The following is a 22,112-nucleotide window of genomic DNA, read 5'->3' as shown; positions in this document are numbered from 1 at the left end:
TTACGAACGTAATATGAGCGTTTCCCGACATTTCGGTCAAGGCTTCAGGCAAGCGACAGGTTGCGCATCTTTGAATGATGCAAATGAGTACAAATATTTCACGACTTTCGTTATATCGTAACGATATGTGCAGTGAGCCAAGGGTTTTGGGGGGATATGCAAGTCGATCTGGATGAAGGCACGCCGGTCACCGGGTTGCCGCGCTTTCAGCAAGCGGCAGCGCAAGGCCGGCGCTTGCGTCGCCTGGCGATCGGTCTGGCTGCGTTGGCCGGTGCAGGGTGGGTGCTGGCATTTTTTGTCGGGCTGTTTGCGCCGCAATCGCTGTGGCCCGCGTTGCTGGTCAATCAGAGCGCGGCATTGCTGGTGCTGGTGGCCGGGCTGCAATCGGCGAGGTGGGTGACACAATGGCGGGCGCGGGTGATCAATCCCGTCGTGCCGGTGACGGCTGCTGAAGAACCTGCGCCGGATGGCTGGTACGAGCGACTGCTGGATCGCATGAGTCAACGCAGTCTGCACCTGCTAGGGCAGATCGGCGCGGCCACATTGTGGCTGGGCGGGTGGTCGTTGCTGGTGCTGTTAAGCATCGAGCAAATGTGGAGCCTGACGCTGCCGGCGGCGGGAGTGGGGTTGTCCGCCACGGTCGGCGCGGCCATCGCGTTGCTGCTGGCGTTCGCTCTGCTGGTACTGGAGCGGCAACTGGCGCAGGAAAACCCGGCGCAATGGCCCGAGGCCGAAGCGCTGGCGCAACTGACGCGGGTGGCAATCATTAGTCTTGTGCTGGGCGCGTTGTGCCTGTTGTTCGCCAGTGACAGTGCAATCTGGCCGGTGCGTCTGGCAGTGCTGATTGGCATTCTGCCGGGTTTGGTCGCTGTGGAATTGCTGCTGCGTGCCTTGCTGTCGCTGTTCAGCCCGCGCCGCGAACAGCTCGAACCGGTGCTGCTGGCGCGCAGTTTCGTCGCCGATCTGCTGCGCTGGCCGCCACAACCTCTGCTCGCGTTGCAGCATGAATTGCATAACCGCTTCGGCATCGATCTGCGTCAGATCTGGGCCTTCAGTTACATGCGCCGCGCCTTCTTGCCGGTGTTGGTGTTGGTGGCAGCGGTGGGCTGGTTGCTCACCGGCCTTCACGAAATACCGATGCAAAGCCGTGGCATCTACGAGCGCTTCGGCAAACCGGTGCAGGTGTTCGGTCCGGGTTTGCACGCTGGTTTGCCCTGGCCGTTGGGGCGTGTGCTGAACGTTGAAAACGGTGTGGTGCATGAACTGGCAACCAGTGTCGGCGAGAACCCGGCAGCCGTGCAGTTGGATCCGGCAGAAGGCCCGGCGCCATTTACTGCCAACCGTTTGTGGGATGCCAGCCACGTCAATGACAAATCCCAGGTTATCGCCAGCAGCCGGGGCGATCAGCAGAGCTTTCAGATCGTCAACATGGACGTGCGCTTCGTCTATCGCATCGGCCTGAGCGATCAAGCGGCGTTGGCCGCTACTTACAACAGCGCCGATGTGCCGACGCTGATCCGCAGCACCGCCAGCCGGATTCTGGTGCATGACTTTGCCTCGCGCACACTCGACGGTTTGCTTGGCGAGGACAGGACCGGGCTCGCCGAAGAAATCGGCCGCGCCGTGCAAAGCGATCTGCAGAAACTCGACAGCGGCGTGGAAATCCTCGCCACAGTGGTCGAAGCGATACACCCGCCAGCCGGGGCGGCCAATGCCTATCACAGCGTGCAAGCGGCGCAGATCGGTGCTCAGGCGTTGATCTCCCGCGAGCGCGGTGCCGCTGCCGAAGCGAGTAATCAGGCGCAGTTGCAGGCTAGCCTCGCGCGGGACCAGGCCAGTGCCAACGCCCACGAAATCAACGCCACGGCCCGGGCGGCGGATCTGAAATTCAGCGCCGAACAAAAAGCCTACGCCAGCGCCGGCCAGGCCTTCGTGCTGGAGCAATACCTCAGCCAACTCAGCCAGGGTTTGAGCAAAGCCAAACTGCTGGTACTCGACCATCGTCTGGGCGGCAGCAGTAACGCACCGACCATCGACCTGCGTACGTTCACGCTGCCGGCAGATCCGGCGCGCACCACCGCTCAGCCAGGAGCCACCCATTGAGCCAGTCGCACACTCACGATCACCATGACCACAGCGGCCACGATCATGCTCACGGCGGCGATCATCACCATCACGGGCATCATCACCATCACCACGGTGCGCCGGAGGAGGCGGGGCCTTTTCCGTGGAAACGCATGGGCTGGGCAGCGTTTCTGGTGGCGTTCGCCATCGCGGCGGCGAGCCTGGTGCAAGTGCGCTCCGGTGAAGCCACGGTCATCACGCGGTTTGGCAACCCGTCCCGCGTGTTGCTGGAGCCGGGTCTGAGCTGGCGCTGGCCGGCACCGTTTGAAGCGGCGATTCCGGTGGATCTACGTTTGCGCACGACCTCCAGCGGTTTGCAGGACGTCGGCACTCGTGATGGTTTGCGCATTATCGTTCAGGCTTACGTGGCCTGGCAGGTGCAGGGCGATCCCGACAACGTGCAGCGCTTCATGCGCGCTGTGCAGAACCAGCCGGACGAAGCGGCCCGGCAGATTCGCACGTTTGTCGGCTCGGCACTGGAAACAACCGCCAGCAGTTTCGATCTGGCCAATCTGGTGAACACCGATGCCAGTCAGGTTCGCATTGCCGATTTTGAAGCGCAGTTGCGTCAGCAAATCGATCAGCAACTGCTCGCGACTTACGGCGTGCGCGTGGTGCAGGTGGGCATCGAGCGTCTGACATTGCCATCGGTGACCCTGACCGCAACGGTCGACCGGATGCGCGCCGAGCGTGAAACCATCGCCACCGAACGCACCGCTATCGGCAAACGTGAAGCGGCGCAGATCCGCTCCGCCGCCGAACGCGATGCGCGAATCGTGCAAGCCGATGCCACGGTGAAAGCCGCCGATATCGAAGCTCAATCGCGGGTGGAGGCGGCGCAGATTTACGGACGCGCTTACGCCGGTTCACCGCAGCTGTACAACTTACTGCGCTCGCTGGACACCCTCGGCACCATTGTTTCGCCAGACACCAAACTGATCCTGCGCACCGACGCCGCGCCGTTCCGGGTGTTGGTCGACGGTCCGCCGAATCTCGACAGCAAAAGCGGATCGCAGCCATGAATGAAGTTCCACGTGGAACACATTCGCTGAACAGTCCATGGATTCAAGCGGGACGTCTGGCGTTTTTCGCGCTGTATGCGGTAACCGTGCTCGCGGCATTTGCCTGGGCGTTTTCCAATGTCCGGCAGATCGACCCGCAAAATCGCGCGGTGGTTTTGCATTTCGGAGCGCTGGATCGCATTCAGAATGCCGGGTTGTTATTGGCCTGGCCGCAGCCGTTCGAGCAGGTTGTTTTATTGCCGGCGGCGGATCGGGTCATTGAGCGACGGGTGGAAAATTTGCTGCGCAGCGATCAGGCCTTGCAGGCGGATCGCGTCGCAACCTTCGCCACGCCGCTGAGTGATGCGCTGGCCGGCTCCGGTTATCTGCTCACGGGTGATGCCGGAGTGGTGCAACTGGATGTGCGGGTGTTCTACAAGGTCACCGACCCGTATGACTTCGTACTGCAGGGCGAGCATGTGTTGCCGGCGCTGGATCGATTAGTGACGCGAAGCGCGGTGGCGCTGACGGCGGCGCGGGATCTGGACACGATTCTGGTGGCGCGGCCGGAGTTGATCGGCGCTGATAATCAGGCCGCCGAACGTCGTGAACGGCTGCGCGGCGATCTGGTGCAAGGCATCAACCGACGTCTCGCCGAGTTGAAGGCGAGCGGTCAGGGCATCGGCATCGAAGTGGCTCGGGTCGATGTGCAATCGAGTCTGCCGGAGCCGGCGGTCAGTGCGTTTAACGCTGTCCTTACCGCCAGCCAGCAGGCCGACAAAGCGGTCGCCAATGCCCGCACCGAGGCCGAGAAACTTACCCAGTCCGCCAATGAACAGGCTGACCGCACGCTGCAAGTCGCTCATGCCCAGGCGGGTGAGCGCCTGGCCAAAGCCTCCGCCGACACGGCGACGGTGTTGAGCCTGGCCAAGGCGCAACAGCAGGGCACGGACCCGCAAATGCTGCTGCGTCTGTACCGTGAGCGGATGCCGAAGATTCTCGGTCAGGCCGGTTCGGTGACCACGGTCGATCCGAAAGACGATTCACGCCTGATCATTCAGGGAGCCAGCAAATGACTGCCACCACCTCATCTCCGAGGCTGTTGTCCTCCGCCGAACAACGCCGCGCCGCCCGCCAGTTGACCCTGGCGATGCTCGCCCTCGGCTTGCTCGGTCTGGGGCTGATCTGGCGCTGGTTGATGCCGGAACAGACGGGCGTCAGTCAGCTGTTGCTCGGATTCGCTTCTTTATTAGTCGCGGTGCCGGTGATGCGTTCGGCGTGGTTCAGCCTGCGTTATCCGAGCCTGCACGGCATCACCGATCAGTTGATCGCCCTGGCGATGATCGGGGCCTGGGCCACGGGCGATCTGCTCACCGCGGCGTTGTTGCCGATCATCATGATCTTTGGCCATGTGCTGGAAGAGCGCAGTGTGATCGGTTCCCAGGAAGCGATTCATGCCCTCGGCCAACTCACGCGCAGCCATGCACGCAAAGTGCAGGCGGACGGTTCGATCATCGAAGTCGACAACGGCACGCTCAAGGCCGGCGACAAAGTCGAAGTGCGCGCCGGTGATCGGGTGCCGGCGGACGGTCGGGTTTTGTCCGGCCAGGCCAGCCTCGATACGGCGTCGATCACCGGTGAGTCGGTTCCGATGGAGGCGGGCGTCGGCATGGCGGTATTCGGCGGTGCGATCAACCTCGACGGGCTACTGCGAATTGAAGTAACTCGCACCGGGGATGAATCCACCCTCGGCAAGGTCATCGCGCTGATGCAGAACGCCGAACGCTCCAAGCCACCGATCACCCGGTTGCTCGAACGCTATGCCGGCAGTTACATGGTGTTGGTTTTGTTGCTCGCGGCGGTGACCTGGTTTATCACCAACGATGCACAGGCGATGCTCGCGGTGCTGGTGGCGGCATGCCCATGCGCGCTGGTGTTGTCGGCACCGGCCACGGCGATTGCCGGGGTGGCGGTGGCGGCGCGGCACGGGATTCTGATCCGCAGTTCGGCGTTCCTTGAGGAGCTGGCCGATCTCACCTCGCTGGTCGTCGACAAGACCGGCACCCTGACTTACGGCACGCTGCGCTTGCAGTCGATCAACAGCCCGCGAGCGGACCACGGTTCGGTGATGGCGCTGGCTGCAAGCCTGGGGGCGGCGAGCAGCCATCCGGTCAGCCGCGCGCTGGCCGGACTGGTCAGCGCGGAAGAGGTGTTGGTGCTGACCGATATCCATGAGCGGCAGGGGTTGGGCGTTGTGGCCAAGACCACGCAAGGCGAGGCCGCGCTCGGGCGCCCGGAGCTGTTTGCGCAGTTGGGCATCCCGACCACGGCGATCCCCGAACACGACGGCCCGATTGCCGGGCTGGCGTTGAACGGCGAATTCCTCGCCTGGCTGTTACTGGCCGACACTGTCAAACCGGAAGCGCGATTTGCCCTGAGTGAACTGCGTGACCTCGGGCTGGGGCGGCAACTGCTGTTGACCGGTGACCGGCAAAGCGTCGCACAAACTCTGGCCAAGGATGTCGGCCTGCACGAAGTCGAAGCCCAGGCGTTGCCCGAAGACAAACTGAACCGAGTGCTCAAGGAAATCGACAACGGCTTCCGGCCGATGGTGGTCGGCGACGGGATCAACGATTCGCTGGCGCTTAAAGCGGGCGTCGTGGGCGTCGCGATGGGAGCGGGCGGTGCAGATATCGCGCTGGCCTCCGCCGACATCGTGCTGATCGGCAGTGACCTGCGTCGGCTCGGCACCTGCGTGCGCCTGAGTCGTCAGTGCCGACGCACCTTGCAAGTGAACGTGATCATCGGCCTGGGCTGGACGCTGGCCATCGTGGTATTCGCGGCCTTCGGCTGGCTCGGTGCAGCGGGGGCGATGATCGCTGCGTTGCTGCACAACCTGAGCACGTTGCTGGTACTCGGCAATGCCGGTCGCCTGCTCCGTTTTCAAGAGCCACTGCTGAAGCTGAAAGCGTCGGATTGATCATTTTTCGAACTGTGCGCCGCTCTCGCAGTCATTTGAAAAGGCGCAATGAAACAGGGATGACAGCGCGGTGACAGCCGATGTGGCTGATAGTCGGCGACTATCAAATCGATAGCCTGCTAATTTTCAAGGATGGTCTACCCTCAGATCAGACGTCTGAAACCAGGGGGATATTCCATGCTCGCGCAACTTCCACCGGCCTTACAGAATCTGCAGCTTCCGCTTCGCCTGCGACTCTGGGACGGCCATGAATTCAATCTGGGCCCGGCGCCCAGCGTCACCATTGTGGTCAAGGACCCATTGATGGTGTCCCAGTTGACCCATCCAAGTCTCGACGCGCTGGGGGCGGCGTTCGTCGAGGGCAAGCTCGAACTGGAGGGCTCGATCAGCGAAGTCATCCGGGTGTGCGATGAGCTGAGCTCCGCGCTACTCGATGAAGACGATGACAGTCAGCCGGTGCGCACGCTCCACGACAAGGAAACCGACGCCAAAGCCATCTCCTATCACTATGACCTGTCGAACGCGTTCTACCAGCTGTGGCTGGACAGCGACATGGCGTATTCCTGCGCGTATTTCGAAACCGGCAGTGAATCCCTGGAGCAAGCCCAGCAAGCCAAGTTCCGGCACCTGTGCCGCAAGCTGCGTTTGCAGCCCGGCGAGTATCTGCTGGACGTCGGTTGCGGCTGGGGCGGATTGGCGCGTTATGCCGCCCGCGAATTTGGCGCCAAGGTCTTCGGTATCACCCTGAGCAAAGAACAACTGGCCCTGGCCCGCGAGCGAGTCAAAGCCGAGGGGCTGGAAGATCAGATCGAACTGCAACTGCTCGACTACCGAGATCTGCCCCAGGACGGGCGTTTCGACAAAGTGGTCAGCGTCGGCATGTTCGAACACGTCGGTCACGCCAACCTCGCCGAATACTGCAAAACCCTGTTCGGCGCGGTGAAAGAGGGCGGTCTGGTGATGAACCACGGCATCACCGCCAAGCACACCGATGGCCGCCCTGTAGGGCGGGGCGCTGGGGATTTCATCGAGAAATATGTGTTCCCCAACGGCGAACTGCCGCACCTGGCGATGATCTCGGCCGAGATCAGCGAAGCGGGTCTGGAGATCGTCGACGTCGAGAGTCTGCGCCTGCACTACGCGCGCACGCTGGACCACTGGAGCGAACGGCTGGAGGACAACCTTGAAGCCGCCGCGAAACTGGTGCCGGACCAGGCGCTGCGTATCTGGCGTCTGTACCTGGCAGGCTGCGCTTATGCATTCGCTCGCGGCTGGATCAACCTGCACCAGATCCTCGCCGTGAAGGCCCATGCCGACGGCAGCCATGAACTGCCGTGGACGAGGGACGACATCTACCACCCTTGAATCTAGAGAATCGGTGAAATCAGCCGGGCGATCCGCATGCCGACCTGTTGCAGGCGGTGGATCTCCCGGCTTTCTTCTTTGGCGACTTCATAGGCTTGGGCGAAGTCATCGTTGAGCATCTGTTCCACACTGGCGGCGAACTCGCTGTCGACGGTCAGCAGCATCACTTCGAAATTCAGCCGGAACGAACGGTTGTCCAGATTGGCGCTGCCGATGGCGCTGATTTCGCTGTCGATCAACACCACCTTCTGATGCAGGAACCCTGGTTCGTAGCGGAATACCCGCACGCCGGCGCGTACCGCTTCGAACGCATAAAGGCTGGAGGCGGCGTAGACGATGCGGTGGTCGGGACGCGAAGGCAGCAGCAGGCGCACATCGACCCCGCGCAGCACCGCGAGGCGTAATGCTGCGAACACGGCTTCGTCGGGAATGAAGTAGGGGCTGGTGATCCACACGCGCTCGGTGGCCGCGTGGATGGCTTCGACGAAGAACAGCGAGCAGGTTTCGTAGGCATCCGCCGGGCCGCTGGCGAGCAATTGGCAAAGCACGCCGTCCTCCGGGTACGCGTCCGGCAGGATCAGCGGCGGCAACGAACGCGCGGCCCAGAACCAGTCTTCGGCAAATGACTCCTGCATGCACGCCACCACCGGGCCGCGCACCTGGACGTGAGTGTCGCGCCACGGCGCCAGCGGTGGTTTTTCACCCATGTACTCGTCGCCGACGTTGTGCCCGCCGACAAACCCGATCAGCCCGTCGACCACCACGATCTTGCGGTGGTTGCGGAAATTCACCTGGAACCGATTGAGCCAGCCGCTGCGGGTGGCGAACGCCTTGACCTCGACGCCGCCGTCGCGCAGCGCCTGCACGTAGCTGTGGGGCAGGGCGTGGCTGCCGATGCGGTCGTAGAGCAAATGAATCACCACGCCTTCGGCCGCTTTCTTCAGCAGCAGGTCACGCAGGCGTTGACCGAGACGATCGTCGTGAATGATGAAAAACTGGATCAGCACCGCTTCCCGTGCCTGGTCGATTGCGTGGAAAATCGCCTCGAAGGTGGCCGCGCCGTTGATCAGCAATCGCACTTCATTGTTCGCCAGGCACGGCATGCGTCCCAGCTTTGGCATCGCGCGCAACGAGTCATAGGCATTCGAGGCGCGGGCGGTCAGGGCTTCTTCCACCCACGGGCGCCAGTTGAGTTCGGAAATCGCCTGGCGCATCTGTTCGTTGGCCTGGCGGCGGGCCTTGATGTAGCCATCGAAGGTGCTGCGGCCGAACACCAGATACGGGATGAGGGTGAGATAGGGAATGAAGATCAACGACAGCGCCCAGGCGATCGAGCCTTGGGCGGTGCGTACGGTCAATACGGCATGGATCGCGGCGATCGAGCCGAGGGTGTGTATCAGGGCGATCAGATAACCGAAAATGTGCGGTCCGAAATAATCCATGGGGCAACCTTGCTCCTGAAGATTCAATGCTTAACAGACCATGTTCCATGGCGATTGTCGCTATTTGTTTTCAAGCCGCCAGCGCCCGCCATGAACCGAAACAGGCGGCCGGCGTCTAACGGCCACTACTGATCAGGAGTTTTTCAATGAACGTTCGTCTGCTGGGTTTGGCGCTGGGCCTGGGTTTGGCCTTGCCGGTGGTTGCTCAGGCGCAAATGCTGCAGCCGGGGTTATGGGAAATGACGTCGAGCAATGTGAAGGTCGACGATCAGGTGATGGATGTGCAATCGATCCTCGGTCAGATTCAAGGCCAGATCACCCCGCAACAGCGGGCGGAACTGGAGAAGCAGGGGATCAACATCGGTGGCAAGGGCATCCGCGCCTGCCTGACGCCGCAGCAGGTGGCGACCAACGATATTCCGCTGGCGGACCCGCAGTCGGGCTGCAAACAGCAGATCACCGAGCGTGTCGGCAACCAGTGGAAATTCCGCTTCAGTTGCCCGAAAGCCCAGGGCACTGGCGTCGCGACGTTCCTCAGTGACCGTGAGTTCACCACCGTCGCCAATGGCACCTTCAATGCCATCGGGATCAACCAGAAGGGCAGTCTGGAAACCCGGGCAGTCTGGCTGGGTCAGGATTGCGGCACGGTCAAACCGCGAGCGTAACGTCACCATCGAAACCGCCTCCACATCGAGTGGAGGCGGTTTTTTCAGCGCATGAACCGCAGCGGCAATCCCTGGCAGTTGTCATGGATCCGATGGTCATGCCACGCGATCTGCCCAGACACCATCGTCGTGCTGACCCGATGCCGAAAGCTGCGCTGAGCGAAGGGCGTCCAGCCGCATTGCGACAGAACCGGCTGACGTGACACCGCGACACCCTTGGGCTCCGGTTGAATCAACACCAGATCCGCCCAATACCCCTCACGCAAGTAACCGCGATCCGGAATGGCAAACAGATCCGCCACCCGGTGACTGGTCTTCGCCACCAGCGTGGTGATCGGCAGCACGCCATCCGCCACCAGTTCCAGTAACGCCGGCAGTGCGTGCTGCACCAGTGGCAGCCCGGACGGTGCCTGTTCATACGCTTGCTGTTTTTCCGCCCAGGTGTGCGGCGCGTGATCGCTGCCGATAACGTCCAGTCGATTGCTCAGCAGCGCCTGGCGCAGGGCGTCACGATCGCTCTGGGACTTGATCGCCGGGTTGCATTTGATCAGGTTGCCGAGGTTCGGATAGTCACGGTCATCGAACAGTAAATGGTGCAGGCAGACTTCGGCGGTGATGCGTTTTTGCGTCAGCGGTTTATCTTCGAACAGGGCCAGCTCGCGCGCCGTGGTCAGGTGCAGGACGTGCAGACGAGTGCCGTGACGTCTGGCCAGATCCACCGCCAGCGACGATGAGCGAAAGCAGGTGTCGGCATTGCGGATCTGCGCATGGGCGTCGGGTGGCAGTTGGTTGCCGAAGCGTTCGCGAAGGTTTGCGGCATTCGTTTCGATGCTCGGCGTGTGTTCACAGTGGGCCAGCAGAATCGTCGGCACTTCAGCGAACAGGCGCTCGAGGGTGTGAGGGTCGTCCACCAGCATGTTGCCGGTGGACGCGCCCATGAACACTTTTACACCGGCCACTTCGCTCGAATTGAGCGCCGCGACAATGTCCAGATTGTCGTGACTGACACCAAAGTGAAAACCGTAGTTGGCCACCGAATTGATCGCTGCCCGGCGCTTTTTGTCGGCCAGCGCGTCAAGGGTCAGGGTGGCAGGGTTGGTGTTCGGCATGTCCATGAAACTGGTGATGCCCCCGGCCACGGCTGCACGGGATTCGGTGTGGATACTGCCCTTGGCCGGCGCACCCGGCTCACGGAAATGCACCTGGTCGTCAATCATTCCCGGCAGCAGCCATTGGCCGGTGGCGTCGATTTCACGGGTCGCGTTTTCACCTTCGATGCTGCCGGCGATCTTGACGATGCGTCCGTTGCTGACCAACAGATCGGCGTCGAACTCACGCCCCTCGTTCACCAGCCGCGCATTGCGAATCAGCACACTGCTCATGGTTCAGAACTCGTTCTGCAGGGCTTTGTAGCCGCGCACCAGGTCGACGTTGGTACGCGCCACGTCTTCGGAAAACTCCGAAGCGCTGACGCTCACCGGCGGGAATTGCGAGAGGTCGGTGCCCGGGCCGATGCGTGTCGTGGAGGGCACGTAGAACGCGTCCGGCAGATCTCGGCCGTCGACCACCGAGTTGTGCCGCACCACACAACCGTTGCCCACGACGCAATTGAACAGCACGCTGTTGAAACCGATGAACACCCGGTCGCCGACCGTGCACGGGCCATGCACGATCGAGCGGTGGGCGATGGAGCTGAATTCGCCGATGGTCACCGCCGCGCCGGATTTGGAGTGGATCACCACGCCGTCCTGGATGTTCGAATTGGCGCCGATGGTGATCGGTTCCATCTCGCCCGTGGCGTCCACTTCATCAGCGCGGATCACCGCGTACGGGCCGACGAACACGTTTTCGCCGATCACCACTTTGCCGCAGATGATCGCGGTTTTATCGACGTAGGCAGACTCGGCAATCTGCGGCAAATCACCGGAAGGATTTTTACGGATCATGGTTGGCTCAGGGCTTGGTAAAGAGTGTTGAGGTTGTATTCGAACAGCCCGGTGAAGGTGCTGGCCGGGCCACTGGCGGCGAGGGCGTCGGAGTACAGCGTGCCGCCGATGTGTGCGCCGCTTTCGTCGGCAATCTGTTTCAGCAGGCGCGCGTCCTTGATGTTTTCCATGAACACCGCTTTGACCTTGGCCTGGCGAATCTGGGTGATCAGCGCGGCGACTTCGGCAGCGGAAGGTTCGCGCTCGGTGGACAGACCTTGTGGCGCCATGAAGTGGATGCCGTAGGCCTGACCGAGATAACCGAAGGCATCGTGACTGGTGACGATCTTGCGGTTGCCCGGCGGCAGTGAACCGAGCTTGGCTTTCGCTTGGGCGAGGAGGGCGTAGATCTGTTTCAGGTAGGCCTGGCTGTTGCGCTCGTAGTCGGCTTTGTTTGCAGGATCGGCGGCGATCAGCGCCTTGGTGATATTGGCGACGTACAGCTCGGCGTTCGCCAGGTTGTGCCAGGCGTGTGGGTCGGGGACGGTTTCGCCGTCCTCATCCAGCGAGCGCGGAATCACGCCGCGACTGGCGCTGATCACGGTGGCCCTGGTATCGGTGCTGGCGACCAGCCGATCCAGCCAGGGCTCGAAACCCAGCCCGTTCTTTACGATCAGTTTCGCCTTGAGCAGGGCCTTGGCGTCATCCGGCGTCGGTTCGTAAGTGTGGGCATCGGCGTCAGGGCCGACCATGTTGGTGATCTGGATATGCTCGCCGCCGACCTGATGCACCATGTCGGCAAGGATGCTGAAACTGGTGACCACCGGCAGTTTTTCCGCCGCCGATAACGACATCGACAGCATCAGGCTGAACAACACGAGTAGAGCGCGCATCGGAAAACACCTCATTGGGATGTGAGCAAAGGCGGGCGGCGCAACAGACCATGAACCGGTCCGAACACCACGGATAACAGGTAACCGCCACCGGCGACCAACACGATGGCCGGGCCGCTGGGCAGCGAGTAGTAGAACGACAGCAACAGGCCGAGCCATACCGATGCGCAACCGATGAGCGCGGCGATGGCAATCAGGATCGGCAGGCGTCGGCTCCAGAAGCGTGAAGCGGCGGCGGGCAGCATCATCAGTCCGACCACCATCAAGGCGCCGATGGCCTGGAAACCGATCACCAGATTGAGCACCACCAGCGTCAGGAACACGCCATGGGCGACGGGGCCGAGTCGGCTGACTGTGCGCAGGAAGAACGGATCGAGGGTGTCGAGCAGCAACGGTTTATAGATCAGCGCCATGGCCATCAGGCTGAGCGCCGATACCCACAACATGCCGTTGAGGGTCGGGCCGTCAACCGCCAGTGCGGAGCCGAATAGCAGGTGGAGCAAATCGAGTCGCTTGCCCGCGATTCCCAGAATCAGCACGCCGCTGGCCAGCGAGATGGGATAGATGGCTGCGAGGCTGGCGTCTTCGCGCAGGCCGGTGCGTCGGGTGATCCACGCGGCGAGTCCGGCCATGCTCAGACCGGCACCGAGTCCACCGAGGGTCAGCGCCGGCAGACTCAACCCGGCGAACCAGAACCCCAACGCGGCGCCGGGGAGGATGCCGTGGGCAACGGCGTCACCAATCAGGCTCATTCGGCGCAGGATCAGAAACACGCCCAGTGGTGCCGTGCTGCACGCCAGGACCAGACCGCCGAGCAGGGCCCGGCGCATGAAAACGAACTCGTGGAACGGTTGCCATAAATGGCTCAGCGTGAGCATCAGGCCACCTGCGTGTGAGGTGTTTGCTGGATAAGGTCGACGCTGCTGCCGAATGCGCAGCCGCTCGGTTTGATCAGCAAGGTCTGTGGAATGTGTTGGCGCACGGCGGCAAGGTCATGGCAAACCACGACCAGGGTTCTTCCTTGTTCGTGCCAGGCGTGCAGGTGTTGCCACAACAGTGTCTGTCCCATTTCGTCGAGCGCGGCATGGGGTTCGTCGAGCAGCAGCAACGGTGTGTCGGCCAGACTCAATCGGGCGAGCAGGGCGCGTTGCAGTTCCCCGCCGGAGAGGGCCATCAGGGGGCGATGTTCCAGTCCGCTCAGGTGCCAGTCTTCCAGTGCGGATTCGAGACGTTGGGCTCTCAGTTGCGAGGACAGTCGACGTCCCCAGAAACCGGCGGCCACCAACTCTTGAAGACTGATCGGGAACTGTCGATCCAGATGCTGTTGCTGAGGCAGGAAGGACAAACCGCTTTGGCGTGGAACACCCAACTCGACCTTGCCGGCCAGCGGTCGCTGTAGACCGGCGATGACTTTAAGCAGGCTGCTTTTGCCGCTGCCGTTGACGCCGATGATTGCCGTCAGGCTGCCGCTTTCCAACCTCAGGTTGAGCGGTGCAGTGAGCGGTTGGCCGGGTATTCCCCAGCTCAGGTTGTGGCAGCGAATCATGGCTGCTCCCGGCGCCAATGACTCTCGGCGACGGCGTCGTGAGCATGAAGGCTTTCGGCGTGGATGACTCGTACGTGGAATTCGCTGACACCGGGTGAGCGGCGCAGTGCCAGGTTCAGGCGTCGTGCAGCGTCTTCGCAGAACATCAGGTTCTGGCCATTGGCGAGGGCGAAGGCTTGTTCGTCGGCGCGTTTCACAGCGGTTTGCACGGCGGTGCCGAGGGCTGCTTCGGCGTCGTTGATGATGGATGTCAGCGGTAGTTCGTCGACGAATTCATCCAGGTGCAAATGTAGCTGGGCGGTACTGCGCTGGCTGTGAGGTGTGGCCACGATGCCTTGGGTCGAGCCCAGCCACGCCAACACATCGGCGTGTTGCAGTGGTTTGTTGGCAAAGTCGTCGACAAATTGTTGCTGGATCAACTGTCTCGCCAATGCTGCGGAGCAGGGGCAAGTTGATGAATACGCGACGTCGATTTTCAGTTCCACGTGGAACACTTTGTTTTTTAGCTGGGCTGAAACGGTGACGGGATAGGTTTTCCACCCCGCCAAAGGACTGACCAATGCCGACCTTCTCAGCAACAAATCAGTTTGGATATTCAGATAAGCGGTTTCGGACAGATCTTCGTGGCTGTCGAGGAAACGCTTTAGGACCTGGCGTAAAACAGCAGGAGAAAGGTTCTGCTGCTCCAGCGCTTCCAGCCCAAGATAGAGCCGTGACATGTGAATGCCGCGTGCGTCTCCATCATCCAGGCTGACGCCTGCATCCGCTCTGGCAGCCAGACGTTGGCCTTCGATAAATACAGGTAAGGCGATGCCGCACATCCCCACCCATTCGAGAGGCAGGGCCTGGCGGGCGGCTTGAGCCGCAACATCCGGCAAAGTCAGCGCGTTCATGAGCAGTTCCATCATGGTGATTGAATTTAATGTTACATTATAACAATTCAAACCACGATGCCTTTTTCATGAACAGGCTTTCATATGCACAGACGCCACTTGCTCAACCTGATGCTGGCCAGCGCGGCCTTTGTTTTGCCTTTTTCGGTGTCCGCCACGCAGATACGCAATGCGCGGCTTTGGCGTTCGGATGACAAGCTTCGGCTGGTGTTCGATCTGAGTGGTCCTGTGAGCTACAAGACCTTCACCTTGAGTGCGCCGGAGCGGTTGATCATCGATTTGAGCGGCGCCAGCCTGAGTGGGGATTTCAGCCAGTTGGCGTTATCCGGCACCCCCATTCATTCGATCCGCTCCGGCCATTTTGGCCAAGGGAACACCCGGATCGTGCTGGATCTAAGCAGCCCGGTTCAGCTCAACTCATTTTTGTTGGCGCCTCAAGATGGGCAAGGACATCGCCTGGTTTTGGACTTGATGAGCGCATCATCGGGGCTGCCTCCGAGCGTTCCACGTGAAACACCCCAGGAAAAATCCCACCCCAAGCGCGACATCATGGTGGTGGTCGACCCTGGTCATGGCGGAAAAGATCCGGGTGCAATCGGCGCCAAAGGCGAGCGGGAAAAAGATGTGGTTTTGTCTATTGCACAACTACTCGCACGTCGGCTTAAACGAGAGAAAGGATTTGATGTGAAGCTGGTTCGTAACGACGATTTCTTCGTCCCGTTGCGCAAGCGTGTGGAGATTGCGCGTCAGCACAAGGCCGATATGTTCATCTCGGTGCACGCCGATGCTGCACCGCGTCTGACCGCCTCTGGCGCGTCGGTGTATTGCCTGTCCGAAGGCGGCGCAACATCCGCGACCGCGCGGTTCATGGCGCAGCGTGAGAACGGTGTGGATCTGCTTGGCGCCACCAGCCTGCTCAATCTCAAGGACAAGGATCCGATGCTCGCTGGCGTGATCCTCGATATGTCGATGAACGCAACCATCGCCGCCAGTTTGCAACTCGGAAGCACAATGCTGGGCAGCTTGGCCGGCATCACCACGCTACACCAAAAGCGCGTGGAACAGGCTGGATTTGCCGTTCTGAAATCGCCGGATGTGCCGTCAATCCTGGTGGAAACCGGTTTCATTTCCAACGCACGGGACAGTCAGCGCCTGGTGACGGCGCGTCATCAGCAAGCCGTGGCAGACGGTTTGTTTGAGGGCTTGCAGCGCTACTTCCAGAAGAATCCGCCTGTCGACAGCTACATGGCCTGGCAACAAGAGCAGAAAGGATCGCCGGTTTAGCAGCCAGTGATCCGGCTGCAGGTGAACTTCGCACTGCTGCCGCCTGAGCTGGAGAACCGATTGATCGTCGTCCAGCCCACGCGGCGGTTGTAGCCAACCCAGGCTTCCCCATCGGAAGCGATGCCGGTGAAAAAGGTCAGTTGCCCGTAGCGGCTGTTGGTTTGTGCCCAGTAGCGGTTGCCCGCTTTCTCGAATCCGCGCAGGTAAATCGTGCTGCCGACCGTGTTGACGCTATAGGCGTTGCCGTTGCCATCGATGCACGCCAGAAGGTTCGCGCTGCGCGTGCAATTGGCGAGCCCCGGCACTTGTGCTTCGGCAGTCAGCGTCAGCAATGCCAGGCAGATAAACGAGTATTTCAACGCGGTTTTCATGACGTAACTCGGCGGCGATCTGATTACAGCTTCGGGCCCTTTGTCACTTTGGGCAAGAAGAGAGTGGATTGATTTTGTTGTTATACTATAACATTAATCGGACAAGGCTTTCCGTGGCTTCCATTTCAAGCGTCCGCTTCCCTGGTGATCTCATCGAAGCCCAAGAACGCAGGTCCCCGAGAGCCTCCAGCGCTGTTTAGCGACCGTCTGATGAGGTTTATCCAATGTCTTCCCGACTTCCCGTGACCGTTTTGTCCGGCTTTCTCGGCGCCGGAAAAAGTACACTTTTGAATTACGTACTACGTAACAGAGACGATCTGCGCGTGGCCGTTATCGTTAACGATATGAGCGAGATCAACATCGATGGCGGCGAAGTCCAGCGTGATGTCAGCCTGAATCGTGCAGAAGAGAAGCTCGTCGAGATGAGCAATGGCTGTATCTGCTGTACGTTACGCGAAGACCTGCTTGAAGAGGTCAGCCAGCTGGCTCGTGAAGGCCGTTTCGATTACTTGTTGATCGAATCCACGGGAATCTCCGAGCCGTTACCCGTGGCCGAGACATTCACCTTTCGTGATGAGGAGGGGCAAAGCCTCGCCGACATCGCTCGGCTCGATACCATGGTCACTGTAGTCGACGGTATGAATTTCCTGCCGGACTACCAGGCCGCTGAAAATCTCGCCTCTCGTGGTGAATTCCTCGGTGAAGAAGATGAGCGCTCGATCACCGATCTGCTGATCGAACAGATCGAGTTCGCCGACGTCCTGTTGATCAGCAAGATCGACTTGATCAGCAGCCGCGAGCGGGAGGAGTTGATGGCCATTCTCAGACGCCTCAATGCTCAGGCTGAGATCATCCCGATGGTCATGGGTGAAGTACCGCTGGCGAAGATTCTCAGTACCGGTCGCTTCGACTTCGAAAAGGCCGCCCAGGCCCCGGGCTGGCTACAGGAACTGCGTGGCGAACATGTGCCAGAAACCGAGGAGTACGGCATCGCATCGACGGCTTATCGGGCGCGCCGGCCCTTTCATCCACAGCGTTTCTTCGACTTCATCGATCGTCCTTGGGTAAACGGCAAATTGCTGCGCTCCAAAGGCTTTTTCTGGCTGGCCAGCAAACCCACCGACGCCGGTAGCTGGTCCCAGGCAGGTGGCCTGATGCGCCACGGTTTCGCCGGGCGCTGGTGGCGCTTCGTGCCAAAGGAACAGTGGCCGCAGGATCAGGAAAGTACCGCCGCGATCATGGAAAACTGGATCGCCAGCGTAGGCGATTGTCGCCAGGAGCTGGTGTTTATCGGGCAGAACATCGATTTCGCACAGCTGTCGTCGGAACTCGATAATTGCCTGCTGACCGATGACGAAATGGCGCTCGGTACTCAAGGCTGGCTACAACTGCGCGATCCTTTTGGCTCCTGGCACGACGAGGTGGCCTGATGCTCGCCCTGAAACCGCTGCCAGGCAGTACACGTCATCAATCGCTCGGCCAGACCCCGCAGGCGCTGGCGGACATTCTTGACGATGAGACCAACCTCGCGGTCTGGCAACGACAGCTTCCGCTGCACATTGCCGTGTTCGCGGACTTATTGTTGTCTCTGAACGAACCTTACGCCGAGGCGCTGTGCCTGGAATTGCCGGACGAAGACGCAGAACCGGATCTCACGGGACTGGCCAGCGGCTTTCGCGATCTGGAAGGCTACGAAGGATTTATCGCCGATCTGAAATGGCTGGTCAGTGCCTTCGCCTGCCTGCTGGGCGCGCGGCGGATCGGCTTGCGCCTGCGGGTATTGGACAAGGCCATGTGTCCGCGTTTTCACGTCGATCATGTGCCGGTGCGGTTGATCACGACCTATTCAGGCGTTGGCAGCGAATGGCTCAGGGAAGGGGAAATGGACCGTCGGCAACTGGGACAGCCGCAAGCCGAGCCGCAGGAAACTTCACGGATTCAGCAATTGAATCGGGGCGAAGTGGCGTTGCTAAAGGGCGAGAAATGGCACGGCAACGAAGGTTTCGGGCTGATCCATCGCTCGCCGCAACCGGCGCCGGGAGAGCGGCGGCTGATGCTGACCCTCGACTGGCTCGGATAGCGCCTCAGGGCTTGAGCCATTTCCCCTGGCCCTGGGCCTCGCAATAGGGCTGCAAATACGCCGCATCGGTGGCCACGCCGTAATAGTGGATATCCTGGCGATAAGGCATATTGGCGACTTGCGCGTTGCTGCACACGCCGAATGCGCCGGCGGGGCACTGGCCGACGTATTGAACCTCGACTTTCTGCCCGGCCAGGGTCGGCTGGCAGAAGCCGTCGTTGAACAGTTTTTCCGGGATGTTGCGGTTCTGCTGGCAGACTTTCACGTCGAGCCGCTCCGCCTGACTGTGCACCACGCAGGCCTGGGCCAACGCCTTGCCCGACACCAGCGTCAGCAGCAACCACCATCCCATCCACCGCATCTTCGACCTCCAGAAAACCTTGATCATGTTGCAGAACATTCCCACCCACGTCATCGCCGGCCCCTTGGGCGCGGGCAAGACCAGCCTGATCCGCCATCTCATGGCCCAGCGACCGGCGGGCGAGCGCTGGGCGGTGCTGATCAACGAGTTCGGCCAGATCGGGCTCGACGCTGCGCTGTTGACCCGCGACGCCGATGGTATCGCACTGGGCGAAGTGGCCGGGGGCTGTTTGTGTTGCGTGAACGGTGCGCCGTTCCAGATTGGCCTGGGGCGTTTGTTGCGCAAAGCGCGGCCGGATCGCCTGTTCATCGAGCCCTCGGGGCTCGGGCATCCGGCGCAGTTGCTGAAGCAGCTGAACGAGGCACCGTGGCAAGGCGTTCTCGCCGTACAACCTTGCGTGCTGGTGCTGGACGCCCAGGCCCTCGTCGCGGGCAAACCGCTGCCGGACGCGCAGCAGGAAACCTTGTCCAGCGCAGGCTTGCTGCTGTTGAACAAAGCAGAAAGCCTCGACGAGCCCTCGCGTGAACTAATCACCAGACAGTTGCCGTCTGTACGATTGATCTGGACGCAGCAGGCGATGTTGCCGCTGAGCGAGTTGCCAGGTCTGGAGGTGCAGGCGCAAGCAGGTGTGGATAAGTTGATCGTCCCCCAAGGGCTGGCGCAGATGCCGGCCATCTGGAGCGATCCGGCATTGCCGATCTGCCTGAGCCAGGCGCAGGAGAGTGGTTGGAGCATCGGTTGGCGCTGGCATCCGAGCCAGGTGTTCGACGTGTCGGGGATAACCCGATGGCTGAAAAGCCTGGACTGGCGCCGGGCCAAACTGGTGATTCAGAGCCCGGAAGGCTGGCAGTCAGCCAATGCGCTGGACAATGCCGAGCTCAGTTGGGTGCCCAGTGAATGGCGCAAGGATTCCCGGATCGAGCTGATTTTCGACGAACCGCAGGCAGTCAGTGAATTACAGGCTGGGCTGGCCTGGTGTCGGCTTCAGACGGGCTGATTCAAGGCTTCCACTTGGTGTGTTCCTGACGCCACTGGCTCAGCTCGATCACTTCACCACGCGGCTTGGTCACTTCCACTACGGGCGGCGTGTCATCAAATGGTGCCGGGTAGGGCGCCAGTTCAATCTGCGCGCTGTGCGCGCCGAATTGAGTGATGGTGCCGTTGTGTCGGGTTTCGCCGGTCACGGTAAATTCGAAATTGTAGACCCGGGCCAGACGTCGCCGACCGCTGGCGTCCTTGATCAGGCCGATCTTCTTCAGTGCCACGTTACCGTCGAGCAACTCGACGCCGACATTCACGCAATGCTGTTTGACCCGCTCCAGCGCCCGCTCGCGCAAGCCGTGGTTGTGCCAGAGCCACGCACCGGCGACGGCGAACAGCATCAGCACGAAAATGTTTTCCAGGGTGAGCATCAACACGAAACTCCAAATGATGGCGTCAGCTTAACTGCGTCGCCGGTCTGTCGTACAGGCTGCGTTTCGTCGCATACTGCGCGGCTTGAATTTCAATCGTTTTACGGAAAAACCCGAATGAAACGTACGCCTCATCTGCTCGCCATCCAGTCCCATGTGGTGTTCGGCCACGCCGGCAACAGCGCTGCGGTTTTTCCGATGCAGCGGGTCGGGGTAAATGTCTGGCCGCTCAATACGGTGCAGTTCTCCAACCACACACAGTACGGCCAGTGGGCCGGCGAAGTGCTGGCGCCGCAGCGGATCCCCGAACTGGTCGAAGGCATCGCCGCGATCGGTGAGCTGGGCAATTGCGACGCCGTGCTGTCCGGCTATCTCGGCAGTGCGGCGCAGGGGCGGGCGATTCTCAGTGGCATCGAGCGGATCAAGGCGGCCAACCCGAAAGCCCTTTATCTGTGCGACCCGGTGATGGGGCATCCGGAAAAGGGCTGCAGCGTTCCTGCTGAAGTCAGTGATTTCCTGCTGGAAGAAGCCGCTGCCGTTGCGGACTTCATGTGCCCGAACCAGTTGGAGCTGGACAGCTTCTCCGGACGCAAACCGCAGTCGCTGTTCGATTGCCTGGCGATGGCGCGGGCGCTGCTGGCTCGTGGGCCGAAAGCGGTGCTGGTCAAACATCTGGATTATCCGGGCAAACCGGCGGATGGCTTTGAAATGTTGCTGGTGACCGCCGAGGGCAGCTGGCATCTGCGGCGTCCGCTGCTGGCGTTTCCGCGTCAGCCGGTGGGAGTGGGCGATCTGACGTCCGGACTGTTTCTGGCGCGCGTGCTGCTCGGGGATAGCCTGGTGGCGGCGTTTGAATTCACCGCAGCAGCGGTGCATGAAGTGCTGCTGGAAACCCAGGCCTGCGCCAGTTACGAACTGCAACTGGTGCGGGCGCAAGACCGGATTGCGCATCCGCGGGTGAAGTTCGAAGCCACGCCGATCAGCCTCTGATACCGCGTCGGCTTCAATCGCGAGCAGGCTTGCTCCCACGGATAAAACATCACCTGTGGGAGCGAGCCTGCTCGCGATAGCGGTCGTCAGATCGCTAAAATCTCAGGCGTCGCCCTTGATTTCCTGATAGCGCTTTTCCAGCTCCTGACGGATCTGCCGGCGTTGTTGCGCCTGCATGTAGCGGCGGTTGTCTTCGCTGTTCTGTGGTTGCAGCGGCGGTACGGCGGCGGGTTTGCGCTGATCGTCTACCGCGACCATGGTGAAGAAGCAGCTGTTGGTGTGGCGTACCGAGCGCTCGCGGATGTTCTCGGTCACCACTTTGATGCCGACTTCCATCGAGGTGTTGCCGGTGTAGTTGACCGACGCCAGGAAGGTCACCAGTTCGCCGACATGGATCGGCTCGCGGAAAATCACCTGATCCACCGACAGGGTCACCACGTAGCGGCCGGCATAACGGCTGGCGCAGGCGTAGGCCACTTCGTCGAGGTATTTGAGCAGGGTGCCGCCATGGACATTGCCAGAGAAGTTGGCCATGTCGGGGGTCATCAGTACCGTCATCGACAGCTGGGCGTTTCCGGGTTCCATAACGTTCTCACGGGTCAAGGCAGGGTTGCTGGAAGAAACACCTCTGCGGGTGCCTGGTCGCTTTTCAAAAGCACCGTTATCGGGACGCCAGGCAACTGGCCGCCGTCACGCCCGAATCGATCTGTTTCCATATATTGCACCGCCTTTCAGCCGGAAGTCGCGGTGTTACCCTGCAAAAGCGCCTTCCCAAGGGCG

22 protein-coding genes are annotated in these 22,112 nt (G+C 61.1%); 11 read left to right on the top strand and 11 right to left on the bottom strand.

Going from position 1 to position 22,112, the window contains the following annotated elements; genetic code table 11:
- Positions 1 to 156: 156 nt before the first annotated feature.
- The 5 genes from hflK (L6D82_RS16520) to cfaB all read left to right on the top strand — a co-directional run bounded on the left by hflK (L6D82_RS16520) (position 157) and on the right by cfaB (position 7,470).
- Positions 157 to 2,103 carry a protease modulator HflK gene (gene hflK / locus L6D82_RS16520; RefSeq protein ID WP_236190503.1) on the top strand — a complete coding sequence of 649 codons (1,947 nt, stop codon included), beginning with the start codon at positions 157 to 159 and terminating at the stop codon, positions 2,101 to 2,103.
- A complete protein-coding gene (hflC, locus tag L6D82_RS16515; RefSeq protein WP_236190501.1) occupies positions 2,100 to 3,146 on the top strand; it encodes a protease modulator HflC in 1,047 nt (348 codons plus the stop codon). Before hflK (L6D82_RS16520) ends, hflC begins: the two co-directional genes overlap by 4 nt.
- Positions 3,143 to 4,201 (top strand): protease modulator HflK, encoded by a 1,059-nt coding sequence (hflK, locus tag L6D82_RS16510; protein ID WP_236190498.1) that lies wholly within the window; start codon positions 3,143 to 3,145, stop codon positions 4,199 to 4,201. Before hflC ends, hflK (L6D82_RS16510) begins: the two co-directional genes overlap by 4 nt.
- Positions 4,198 to 6,105, top strand: coding sequence for a heavy metal translocating P-type ATPase (locus L6D82_RS16505; RefSeq protein WP_236190496.1), 1,908 nt, complete (start codon positions 4,198 to 4,200; stop codon positions 6,103 to 6,105). Before hflK (L6D82_RS16510) ends, L6D82_RS16505 begins: the two co-directional genes overlap by 4 nt.
- A gap of 177 nt (positions 6,106 to 6,282) precedes the next feature.
- Entirely contained in the window at positions 6,283 to 7,470 is a 1,188-nt protein-coding gene (gene cfaB, locus L6D82_RS16500; RefSeq protein ID WP_236190495.1) for a C17 cyclopropane fatty acid synthase CfaB, read from the top strand.
- A 2-nt stretch (positions 7,471 to 7,472) separates the two neighbouring features.
- Here the strand turns inward: cfaB and cls are convergent, their stop codons facing one another.
- Entirely contained in the window at positions 7,473 to 8,912 is a 1,440-nt protein-coding gene (gene cls / locus L6D82_RS16495; RefSeq protein ID WP_011336657.1) for a cardiolipin synthase, read from the bottom strand.
- 146 nt (positions 8,913 to 9,058) lie between these two features.
- Here cls and L6D82_RS16490 point away from each other — a divergent pair, with 146 nt between their 5' ends.
- Positions 9,059 to 9,577 (top strand): DUF3617 domain-containing protein, encoded by a 519-nt coding sequence (locus L6D82_RS16490; protein ID WP_007954220.1) that lies wholly within the window; start codon positions 9,059 to 9,061, stop codon positions 9,575 to 9,577.
- A gap of 44 nt (positions 9,578 to 9,621) precedes the next feature.
- Here the strand turns inward: L6D82_RS16490 and L6D82_RS16485 are convergent, their stop codons facing one another.
- From L6D82_RS16485 to folE2, 6 genes are read right to left on the bottom strand one after another with little or no spacing between them, the layout of a single operon-like run.
- Positions 9,622 to 10,959, bottom strand: a complete 1,338-nt coding sequence (locus L6D82_RS16485) for a dihydroorotase (protein WP_236190493.1) — start codon at positions 10,957 to 10,959, stop codon at positions 9,622 to 9,624.
- Positions 10,960 to 10,962: 3 nt separating this feature from the next.
- Positions 10,963 to 11,523 (bottom strand): gamma carbonic anhydrase family protein, encoded by a 561-nt coding sequence (locus L6D82_RS16480; RefSeq protein ID WP_011336655.1) that lies wholly within the window; start codon positions 11,521 to 11,523, stop codon positions 10,963 to 10,965.
- Positions 11,520 to 12,395: a metal ABC transporter substrate-binding protein gene (locus L6D82_RS16475; protein ID WP_236190491.1), complete on the bottom strand. Its 876-nt coding sequence runs from the start codon at positions 12,393 to 12,395 to the stop codon at positions 11,520 to 11,522. The genes L6D82_RS16480 and L6D82_RS16475 overlap by 4 nt, the downstream gene beginning before the upstream one ends.
- Before the next feature lie 11 nt (positions 12,396 to 12,406).
- Positions 12,407 to 13,273: a metal ABC transporter permease gene (locus L6D82_RS16470; protein ID WP_039765042.1), complete on the bottom strand. Its 867-nt coding sequence runs from the start codon at positions 13,271 to 13,273 to the stop codon at positions 12,407 to 12,409.
- Complete coding sequence (locus L6D82_RS16465; RefSeq protein ID WP_102687935.1) at positions 13,273 to 13,941, bottom strand: metal ABC transporter ATP-binding protein; 669 nt, start codon at positions 13,939 to 13,941, stop codon at positions 13,273 to 13,275. The genes L6D82_RS16470 and L6D82_RS16465 overlap by 1 nt, the downstream gene beginning before the upstream one ends.
- A complete protein-coding gene (gene folE2, locus L6D82_RS16460) occupies positions 13,938 to 14,834 on the bottom strand; it encodes a GTP cyclohydrolase FolE2 (RefSeq protein ID WP_236190490.1) in 897 nt (298 codons plus the stop codon). Before folE2 ends, L6D82_RS16465 begins: the two co-directional genes overlap by 4 nt.
- Before the next feature lie 84 nt (positions 14,835 to 14,918).
- On the opposite strand from folE2, the gene L6D82_RS16455 reads away from it, so the two are divergent.
- Positions 14,919 to 16,118: an N-acetylmuramoyl-L-alanine amidase gene (locus tag L6D82_RS16455; RefSeq protein ID WP_236190488.1), complete on the top strand. Its 1,200-nt coding sequence runs from the start codon at positions 14,919 to 14,921 to the stop codon at positions 16,116 to 16,118.
- Here L6D82_RS16455 and L6D82_RS16450 read toward each other — a convergent pair.
- Positions 16,115 to 16,489: a glutamine synthetase gene (locus L6D82_RS16450; RefSeq protein ID WP_085747970.1), complete on the bottom strand. Its 375-nt coding sequence runs from the start codon at positions 16,487 to 16,489 to the stop codon at positions 16,115 to 16,117. The genes L6D82_RS16455 and L6D82_RS16450 overlap by 4 nt on opposite strands.
- A 224-nt stretch (positions 16,490 to 16,713) precedes the next feature.
- Between L6D82_RS16450 and zigA the strand changes: the two genes are divergently transcribed.
- Both zigA and L6D82_RS16440 read left to right on the top strand, forming a co-directional pair.
- Positions 16,714 to 17,919, top strand: coding sequence for a zinc metallochaperone GTPase ZigA (gene zigA / locus L6D82_RS16445; protein WP_102687939.1), 1,206 nt, complete (start codon positions 16,714 to 16,716; stop codon positions 17,917 to 17,919).
- A complete protein-coding gene (locus L6D82_RS16440) occupies positions 17,919 to 18,569 on the top strand; it encodes a DUF1826 domain-containing protein (protein WP_236190486.1) in 651 nt (216 codons plus the stop codon). Before zigA ends, L6D82_RS16440 begins: the two co-directional genes overlap by 1 nt.
- A 4-nt stretch (positions 18,570 to 18,573) precedes the next feature.
- Here L6D82_RS16440 and L6D82_RS16435 read toward each other — a convergent pair whose 3' ends face one another.
- Positions 18,574 to 18,930 carry an NADH:ubiquinone oxidoreductase gene (locus L6D82_RS16435; RefSeq protein ID WP_129972449.1) on the bottom strand — a complete coding sequence of 119 codons (357 nt, stop codon included), beginning with the start codon at positions 18,928 to 18,930 and terminating at the stop codon, positions 18,574 to 18,576.
- A 25-nt stretch (positions 18,931 to 18,955) separates the two neighbouring features.
- Between L6D82_RS16435 and L6D82_RS16430 the strand changes: the two genes are divergently transcribed.
- Positions 18,956 to 19,927, top strand: coding sequence for a CobW-like GTP-binding protein (locus L6D82_RS16430; protein ID WP_236190484.1), 972 nt, complete (start codon positions 18,956 to 18,958; stop codon positions 19,925 to 19,927).
- A gap of 1 nt (position 19,928) precedes the next feature.
- Here L6D82_RS16430 and L6D82_RS16425 read toward each other — a convergent pair whose 3' ends face one another.
- Positions 19,929 to 20,342 (bottom strand): DUF3301 domain-containing protein, encoded by a 414-nt coding sequence (locus L6D82_RS16425; protein ID WP_007954242.1) that lies wholly within the window; start codon positions 20,340 to 20,342, stop codon positions 19,929 to 19,931.
- A 117-nt stretch (positions 20,343 to 20,459) separates the two neighbouring features.
- On the opposite strand from L6D82_RS16425, the gene pdxY reads away from it, so the two are divergent.
- Positions 20,460 to 21,332, top strand: a complete 873-nt coding sequence (gene pdxY, locus L6D82_RS16420; protein WP_129972447.1) for a pyridoxal kinase PdxY — start codon at positions 20,460 to 20,462, stop codon at positions 21,330 to 21,332.
- Positions 21,333 to 21,434: 102 nt separating this feature from the next.
- Here the strand turns inward: pdxY and L6D82_RS16415 are convergent, their stop codons facing one another.
- Positions 21,435 to 21,917 (bottom strand): acyl-CoA thioesterase, encoded by a 483-nt coding sequence (locus L6D82_RS16415; RefSeq protein WP_236190482.1) that lies wholly within the window; start codon positions 21,915 to 21,917, stop codon positions 21,435 to 21,437.
- Positions 21,918 to 22,112 lie beyond the last annotated feature (195 nt).

This window comes from Pseudomonas paraglycinae (genome assembly GCF_021601625.1).
In the GTDB taxonomy this organism is placed as follows: Bacteria; Pseudomonadota; Gammaproteobacteria; order Pseudomonadales; family Pseudomonadaceae; genus Aquipseudomonas; species Aquipseudomonas paraglycinae.
This window is presented reverse-complemented; position numbering and strand designations above follow the sequence as displayed.